Source organism: Nitrospirota bacterium (assembly GCA_037386965.1).
Lineage (GTDB): Bacteria > Nitrospirota > Thermodesulfovibrionia > Thermodesulfovibrionales > JdFR-86 > JARRLN01.
This window is the reverse complement of record JARRLN010000092.1, coordinates 1-7750: the sequence shown is the minus strand read 5'-3', so window position 1 is coordinate 7750 and position 7750 is coordinate 1. Positions and strand designations below refer to the sequence as shown.

The window sequence follows — 7750 nt, the reverse complement described above, 5'->3', positions numbered from 1 at the left end:
CTCCGGCGGCGCGGTGGAGACGCTGAACCTCTACACCATCATGGAAAACCCCATGACCTCCTGCGGCTGCTTCGAGTGCATCATCGCCCTGGTGCCGGAGGCCAACGGCGTGATGCTGGTTCAGCGGGGACATACCGGCATGACGCCGGCCGGCATGAAGTTCTCCACCCTGGCGGGCTCGGTGGGCGGCGGCCTCCAGTCCCCGGGGTTCATGGGCATCGGGCGGAACTTCGTGGTGAGCAAGAAATTCCTCTCCGGCGACGGAGGCATAAAGAGGATCGTCTGGATGACGAAGAACCTCAAGGAGTCCCTCAAGGAGGGCTTCGACGAGAGGGCCAAGGAGGAAGGCGTCCCCGACCTCCTGGACAAGATAGCCGACGAGACCGTCTGCGAGGACTCCGAAAAACTGCTGGAATTCCTCTCCAGCGTGGGACATCCCGCCCTGGAGATGGAGCCCATTATATAAGGAGGAAGACATGGAGAAGACTCCTCACACGCGAAGCGCCAGTCCGGATGCTCAGAAAATCATAGAGTGGGGGCGCCAGCACGACATCACCACGTGCTTCGAGCGCGCCGAGAAGATGAAGCCCTGCCCCATCGGCGAGAAGGGGGCCTGCTGCAAGGTCTGCCACATGGGACCCTGCCGCTTCACCGGCAAGAACGCCGAGGAGGAGATGCGCGGCATCTGCGGGGCGCATCTGCCCACCGTGGCCGCCCGGAACCTCCTGAGAATGGTTGCGGCCGGCACGGCGGCCCACTCCGACCATGCCCGGGACATGGCCCTCACCCTTCTGGCCGTTGCCGAGGGGGAGGCCAAGGACTTCCGCATCACGGACGTCAAGAAGCTCTACAAGGTGGCCGGCATCCTGGACATCGAGTACGGCGAGGGCAGGTCCGTCAATGACGTGGCCCGCGACGTCGCCACCAGGCTGCTGGAGGACTTCGGCAGGCAGAACGGCCACATCAACTACCTCAAACGGGCGCCCCGAAAGACCCAGGAGCGGTGGGAGAAGTGGGGCATCATCCCCCGCGGCATCGACCGCGAGGTGGTGGAGGCCATGCACCGGACCTGCATCGGCGTGGACCACGACCCGGACCACGTGCTCCTGCACGCCCTCAGGACCTCGCTGGCCGACGGCTGGGCGGGCTCGATGATATCCACCGACATCACCGACATCCTCTTCGGCACGCCCAAGCCGGTGAAGGCGGAGGCCAGCTTCGGCATATTCCTGGAGGACCAGGTCAACCTCATCGTCCACGGGCACGAGCCCTCGCTGGCCGAGCAGATTGTGGAGGCGGCCTCGGACCCCAAGCTCGTGGAGTACGCCAAGAGCAAGGGGGCCAAGGGCATCAACGTCGGAGGCATGTGCTGCACCGCCAACGAGGTCCTCATGCGCCACGGCATTCCCACCGCCGGCGGGTTCACGAACCAGGAGCTGGGCCTCATGACGGGCCTCATAGACGCCATGAGCGTGGACGTGCAGTGCATCATGCCGGCCATTACGGAGCTTTCCAAGAAGTTCCACACCAAGGTCATCACGACCTCCCCGAAGGCGATGATTCCCGGCGCCGTGCACGTCGAGTACGACGAGCACCGTGCCCGCGAGGTGGCCGAGGAGATCATCAGGCTCGCCATCGACAATTTCCCCAACAGGAAGGCCGAGGGAAGCCACATCACCGAGAAGTACCCGGTGGTGGCGGGCTTCTCCCAGGAGTACATCGAGTACATGCAGGGGGGACGCTGGAGGGCGAGCTTCAGGCCCCTGAACGACGCCATCATGGCGGGCCGCGTCCGCGGCGTGGTGGGCCTGGCCGGCTGCGACAACCCCCGGGTTCCCGCCACCGGCATACACCGGTTCCTGGCCACGGAGCTCATCAAGAACGACGTGCTGATTGTCTCCACCGGGTGCGGGTCGGCGGCCTGCGGCACCGCGGGCTACCTCACGCCGGAGACCGCCCTGGAGCAGGCGGGGCCCGGCTTGAAGGAGGTCTGCGAGGCCATCGGCATCCCGCCCATACTGCACCTGGGGGCCTGCGTGGACAACTCCCGGATTCTGACCATCGCCTCGGCCATGGCCGCCGAGGGCGGCCTCTCCGACGAAATCGGCGGCATGCCCGCCGTGGGCATCGCGCCGGAGTGGATGAGCGAGAAGGCCGTGGCCATCGGCTGCTACTTCGCCGCCAGCGGCGTACCCGTCATCTTCGGCGGCGACTCCCCGGTGGGGGCCAGCAAGGTGGTCACCGACATCATGACCGACACGTGGTTCGAACGGTTCAAGGGCTGCCTGCGCTTCGAGCCCGACCCGGAGAAGATCCTCCAGATGACCCTGGAGTATATCGACAAGGCCCGCGAGGAGCTGAAGCTCCGCCCCTACGAGCCGGGCAGGTTCGGTACCGAAAGGGTGCTCATGGACATGGCGGCCCGCCGGAAGCTGGAAGAGGCCGACAAGCACGTCAAACCACATCTGGGCATCTCGTAGCAGCCGCTACTGCCTGGTTTAAGGCCCTCTTCTTGACGAAGAGGGCCTTTTTTTGTCCTTTTAGCTGGCACTAATGAAACTATAAATATTTTCAATGAGCTTTATAAGATTGTTTCTGGTACTATAAGAACCAGGCTCATTTCAGCCCTTCCGGGCGGGGAAAAAGCGGAAACACCACCGGCGAAGGGCGTTTTATATCCCATCGGAAAGGGAGGACTTCATGAAGGTCGAGAAGCTCCAGGTGGATAAGGCCGTCGGCGAGGTGGGCAAGGTCCTTACGGAAGAGCAGAGGGCAAGGGCCCTTCTTATCCACGCTTTGCAGGAAATCCAGAAAGCGCACAACTACCTTCCCGAGGACGAGCTGAAGAAGCTCTCCCGGAAGCTGGGCATCCCCCTCTCGGAGATTTACAGCACGGCGACGTTCTACAAGCAGTTTTACTTCGCCCCCCGCGGCAGAAACGTGGCCTGCGTGTGCACGGGCACGGCCTGCCACGTCCGGGGCGCCGGCGACATCCTGGAGGCATTCGAGCAGGAGTTCGGCATCTCCGAGGGTGAGACCACCGAGGACAAGTCCCTCACCCTGGAGACCGTGGGCTGCGTGGGCTGCTGCGGCCTGGCGCCCGTGGTCACCGTCAACGAGGAGGTGGTGGGCGAGGTGACCAGGGAGAGGTTCAGCGAAATCGTCCGGGACGTAAGGAGAAGGAAATGAAGAAACTGACGAGCCCCCAGGCCTTGGCCCGGTACAGGGAGAGCCTGAGAGCGGCATCCGGTCCCGGCTCCCTCCGGGTGCGCGCATGCACCGGGACGGCCTGCTCCGCCGGAAAATCCCACCAGGTGGTAGCGGCCATGGAGGAGGAGGCCAAAAAGAGGGGCATAGAGCTTGAGGTCGTCAAGACCGGCTGCCAAGGCCTCTGCCAGAAGGGCCCGGTGATGAACCTGGAGCCCTCGGGCATCTTCTACCAGCGGGTCAGGCCCGAGCAGGTCCCGGACCTCGTGACCTATACCTTCCAGAGGGGGGCGCCCTACAGGCAGTCCCTGTTCAGGCAGGATATCCTTTCAGAGCCCGTCACGGCCATGCAGGACATACCTTTCTACAAGAAACAGGTCCGCATCGCCCTCAGGAACAACGGCCACATAGACCCCCGGGACATCACCCAGTACATAGCGGGCGACGGGTACGCCGCCCTGGAGCATGCCCTCTCCTCGATGACCCCCGACGGGGTCATGGAAGAAGTGGACAGGGCCCATGTGCGGGGCCGCGGCGGTGCGGGCTTCCCGGCGGGCAGGAAGTGGAAGCACACCCGGAACGCGCCCGGAGACATAAAGCTCGTCATCGCCAACGGCGACGAGGGAGACCCCGGGGCCTTCATGGACAGGGCCATCATGGAGGGCGACCCCCACAGCTTGATAGAGGGGATGCTCCTCTGCGCCTACGCCATCGGGGCCCGCTACGGCTTCGTCTACGTGCGGCACGAATACCCGCTGGCGGTGGAGAACCTGCGCACCGCCATAGGCCAGGCCGAGAAGCTGGGGCTTCTGGGTAACAACATCCTGGGGACCGGCTTCAGCTTCGCCCTGGACGTCCGGGAGGGCGCGGGGGCCTTCGTCTGTGGAGAGTCCACAGCCCTGGTGGCCTCCATCGAGGGAGAGCGGGGTTTTCCCCGGCCGCGGCCGCCCCGCCTCTCGGAGCCCGTGGGCGGACTCTGGGGCTTCCCCAGCAACCTCAATAACATAGAGACATACGCGTGCATCCCGCCCGTGGTGCTTCGGGGGGCGGAGTGGTTCCGCTCCATCGGCACGGAGAGCTCCCCGGGGACCAAGGTCTTCGCCCTGACCGGCAAGGTCAAGAACACCGGCCTGGTGGAGGTCCCCATGGGCATTACCCTGAGGGAGGTCATCTACGACATCGGCGGGGGAATCCTGGGGGACAGGAAGTTCAAGGCCGTGCAGACCGGAGGCCCCTCGGGAGGGTGCATCCCCGAGAAGTACCTGGACATGCCGGTGGACTTCGACTCCCTGTGGAAAGCGGGCTCCATGATGGGCTCCGGGGGCATGGTGGTCATGGACGAGACCACCTGCATGGTGGACGTGGCCAAGTATTTCCTCTCATTCACCCAGTCGGAGTCCTGCGGCAAGTGTCCGCCCTGCCGCCTGGGCACCTACCACATGCTTCGGATACTGGAGCGCATCACCGGCGGCCAGGGCAGACAGGAGGACCTCGACGAGCTTGAGCGCATCGCTCGCCAGGTGCAAAAGACCGCCCTGTGCGGCCTGGGCCAGGGGGCGCCGATGCCCATCCTCTCCACGCTCACGTACTTCCGCCAGGAGTACGAGGAGCACGTCAACGAGAAGTACTGCCGCGCCAGGGTCTGCAAAGGCCTGGGCACCTTCGTCATCAACCGGAAAGAATGCATCCTCTGCGGCCTCTGCGCGGAGGCCTGCGCATTCGATGCCGTGAAGGAGACCCGCGACGCCTACTTCATCGACCAGGACTACTGCACCCGGTGCAAGGCTTGTTACACCGTCTGCCCTTCGGGTGCGGTGAGGATTGTGCGGTCGGCCGAGGAGGCGGATGCACCGGCGCGGAGGGCCGAGGGTGATTTCCAGAGAGTGGAGGACAGATGACGGCGAAGACCAAGAAGACCGAAGACATCCTGAACGAGGCCCAGGGGATAAGTTGCCCGGTGCGGAGGACCCTGTTTTATATGGGCGAGTTCCTCGCGGGCCCCATGTGCGGCCGGTGCTTCCCCTGTGCCATGGGAAGCTACGAGGCGCGGGTGAGGCTCGAAAAGATAGCAGGCGCACAGGGAACCCCGGAGGACATAATGGCCCTCGGGCGGATAGCCCGGAAAATGCAGGCCATGAGCATGTGCAAGAAGGGGAAGGACACCGCCCGGGTCCTCTTGGAGGCCCTCGCCTCCCCCGCCTTCTCCGAGCACGTGGAAGGCCGCTGCGGGGAGAAGGAGTGCCGGGCTTTCATCGAGTACCGGAACGTTCCGGAGAACTGCATCCGCTGCGGCCTCTGCCAGGAGGCCTGCCAGAGCGCCGCCATCATCGGCGAGAAGCAGGTTTCCTACAAGTGCTGCTACTTGCCCTTCGAGATACGGCAGAGACGCTGCACCAAGTGCGGGGAGTGCATCAAGGTCTGTCCCACCAGCGCCATCGAAGTGGTCGCCATCGGCCAGGAGGCGCGGGAAAAGGTAAAGGCATAAAGGGAGGATTGACAATGGCAAAGACGGTGAACATCACCATTGACGGGGTGCAGTTCAAGGCCCCGGAGGGCATGAACCTCATCGACGCAGCGGAGCTGGCCGGCATTCACATACCGAACCTGTGCTATCTGAAGGGCATGAAAGGGGTGGGCGCCTGCCGGCTCTGCATGGTGGAGGTGGAGGGGTCGCGCGGGCCGGTCATCGCCTGCAACACCAGGGTCAAGGACGGGATGGTGGTGCGCACCAGCACCGACGAAATCCAGGAGTCCCGCAAGTTCGTCGTGGACCTCGTCCTCTCCATGCACCCCCTGGACTGCATGACCTGCACCAAGGCCGGCGTGTGCAACCTGCAGCGCTACGCCTACGAGTTCGATATCAAGGAATCCTCCTTCACGCGCAAGAGGTTCGGCTACCCGGTGGACGTCTCCAACCCCTTCATCAAGATGTCCCCGGACTACTGCGTGCTCTGCGGCCGCTGCGTGCGGGTCTGCAAGGAGCAGGGGACCAACGTCCTGGAGTTCATGGGCCGGGGCGTGGGGGCCAAGGTGACCACGGTTGTGGACAGGGCCCTGGAGGAATCGGACTGCACCTTCTGCGGCTCCTGCGTGGATGCCTGTCCGGTCAACGCCATCATGGAGGCCGACCGCTGGAGGAAGGGCCGCGAGTGGGAGTACGAGAAAACCAACTCCGTCTGCCTTCTCTGCGGAAACGCCTGCGACATAACGGTGAGCACCCGGGACGGGTCCATTCAGAAGATCAACGCCGGAGCGGACAAGGGCTCCGTGCGCAAGTACATATGCGCCTACGGACGTTTCGGCTTCGATTACCTGGGCTCCGATAACCGCCTCCTCACACCCATGAAGCGCGTGGAGGGCAAGCTCGTGGAGACCACCTGGCAGGACGCCTTGAAGACCGTGGCCGAAAAGCTGACCGGGGCCGGCGGCGAGACGGGCTTCATAAGCGTGGCCAGCATCGAGAACGAGGACGCCCTGACGCTCAGGCGCCTTGCCGGGGAGGCCGTGGGGACGAAGAACGTCGACACCACCATGAGCCTCTATGCCGACGCCGACATCCTCAAGGACTCCCAGAGGGCCGTCCTGGCCGACGCCGATACGATTGTCGTGGTGGGCGTGGACCCCTCGCAGCGGGAGCGGGTGCTTCCCGCCCTGAACGTGGCCATCAGAAAGAAGGTGGCCCGGGGCGGCAAGCTCATCCTCGTCAACTCCGGCGAGGCCAAGCTCGACAAAGTGGCCAGCGTCTCCCTCAAGGGCGACGAGGTCCAGTCCCTCAGGTCGTTGGCGAAGGCGGCCCTCGCAAAGGGGCTCAAGGGCGAGGGGGAGCTGGCCGGGATGGTCCAGGATGCCCCGGTGACGGAAGAGGCCGAGCAGGCGGCGGAGATTCTGGCACAGTCGGAAAAACCGCTTATTCTCGCAAGCCCCGCCCTCTTCCACGCGGCCTCCAACCTGGCCCTGCTCAAGGGCAGGAGCCTTGCCTTTACCTTCGAGAGCAACGCCAAGGGCGTGGCCCTGATGGGGCTCACCACGGAGGGAAGGACCTACAGGGAGATGGTCGCCGGGGGCATGAAGGCCCTCTATGCCGTGGGCGAGGCGCCCCTGAGCGTGAGGCCGGAGGGCACGGAGTTCCTGGTTGTGCAGAACTCCCATATCACGGAGCTCGCCAAGCAGGCCGACGTGCTCCTGCCCTCTGCCACGTATCTTGAGTCGGCCGGCACCATCGTGGACTTCAAGGGAAGGCTCCGCCATATCCCCCGGCTCATCGAGCCCATGGGGAAGGCCATGAGCCACAGGGAAATATTCTCCCGCCTGGCAAAGGCCATGGGCAAGCCCATCAAGAAAGGCACCGAGGAGGAGGCCAGGGCCCTGGCGAGGACGGAGGGCAGCCGCCGGGTGCGGCCCTTTGCCCGGAGGGAGGAGCTCAACGTCTCTCCCGAGATGATCCTCCAGTCCGTAAGCATCTCGCTTCTGAACTCCCAGCGCCTGCTCTGGCTCAAGGAGACCGAGAAGGTAGCGGCCCGATAGCCTGTCAACACGCCTCCAG

6 protein-coding genes are annotated in these 7750 nt (G+C 64.5%); all 6 read left to right on the top strand.

Going from position 1 to position 7750, the window contains the following annotated elements:
- A partial coding sequence (locus P8Y39_11460; protein ID MEJ2192936.1) for a CO dehydrogenase/CO-methylating acetyl-CoA synthase complex subunit beta occupies positions 1–466 on the top strand: 466 nt, incomplete at its 5' end.
- Between the two features lie 10 nt (positions 467–476).
- Positions 477–2480 carry an anaerobic carbon-monoxide dehydrogenase catalytic subunit gene (gene cooS / locus P8Y39_11455; protein MEJ2192935.1) on the top strand — a complete coding sequence of 668 codons (2004 nt, stop codon included), beginning with the start codon at positions 477–479 and terminating at the stop codon, positions 2478–2480.
- 220 nt (positions 2481–2700) lie between these two features.
- Complete coding sequence (gene nuoE, locus P8Y39_11450) at positions 2701–3189, top strand: NADH-quinone oxidoreductase subunit NuoE (GenBank protein ID MEJ2192934.1); 489 nt, start codon at positions 2701–2703, stop codon at positions 3187–3189.
- On the top strand, positions 3186–5105 hold the full coding sequence (locus P8Y39_11445) for an NADH-quinone oxidoreductase subunit NuoF (GenBank protein ID MEJ2192933.1): 1920 nt from the start codon (positions 3186–3188) through the stop codon (positions 5103–5105). The genes nuoE and P8Y39_11445 overlap by 4 nt, the downstream gene beginning before the upstream one ends.
- Positions 5102–5692 (top strand): NADH-ubiquinone oxidoreductase-F iron-sulfur binding region domain-containing protein, encoded by a 591-nt coding sequence (locus P8Y39_11440; GenBank protein MEJ2192932.1) that lies wholly within the window; start codon positions 5102–5104, stop codon positions 5690–5692. The genes P8Y39_11445 and P8Y39_11440 overlap by 4 nt, the downstream gene beginning before the upstream one ends.
- Positions 5693–5706: 14 nt before the next feature.
- Positions 5707–7731 (top strand): molybdopterin-dependent oxidoreductase, encoded by a 2025-nt coding sequence (locus tag P8Y39_11435; protein ID MEJ2192931.1) that lies wholly within the window; start codon positions 5707–5709, stop codon positions 7729–7731.
- Positions 7732–7750 lie beyond the last annotated feature (19 nt).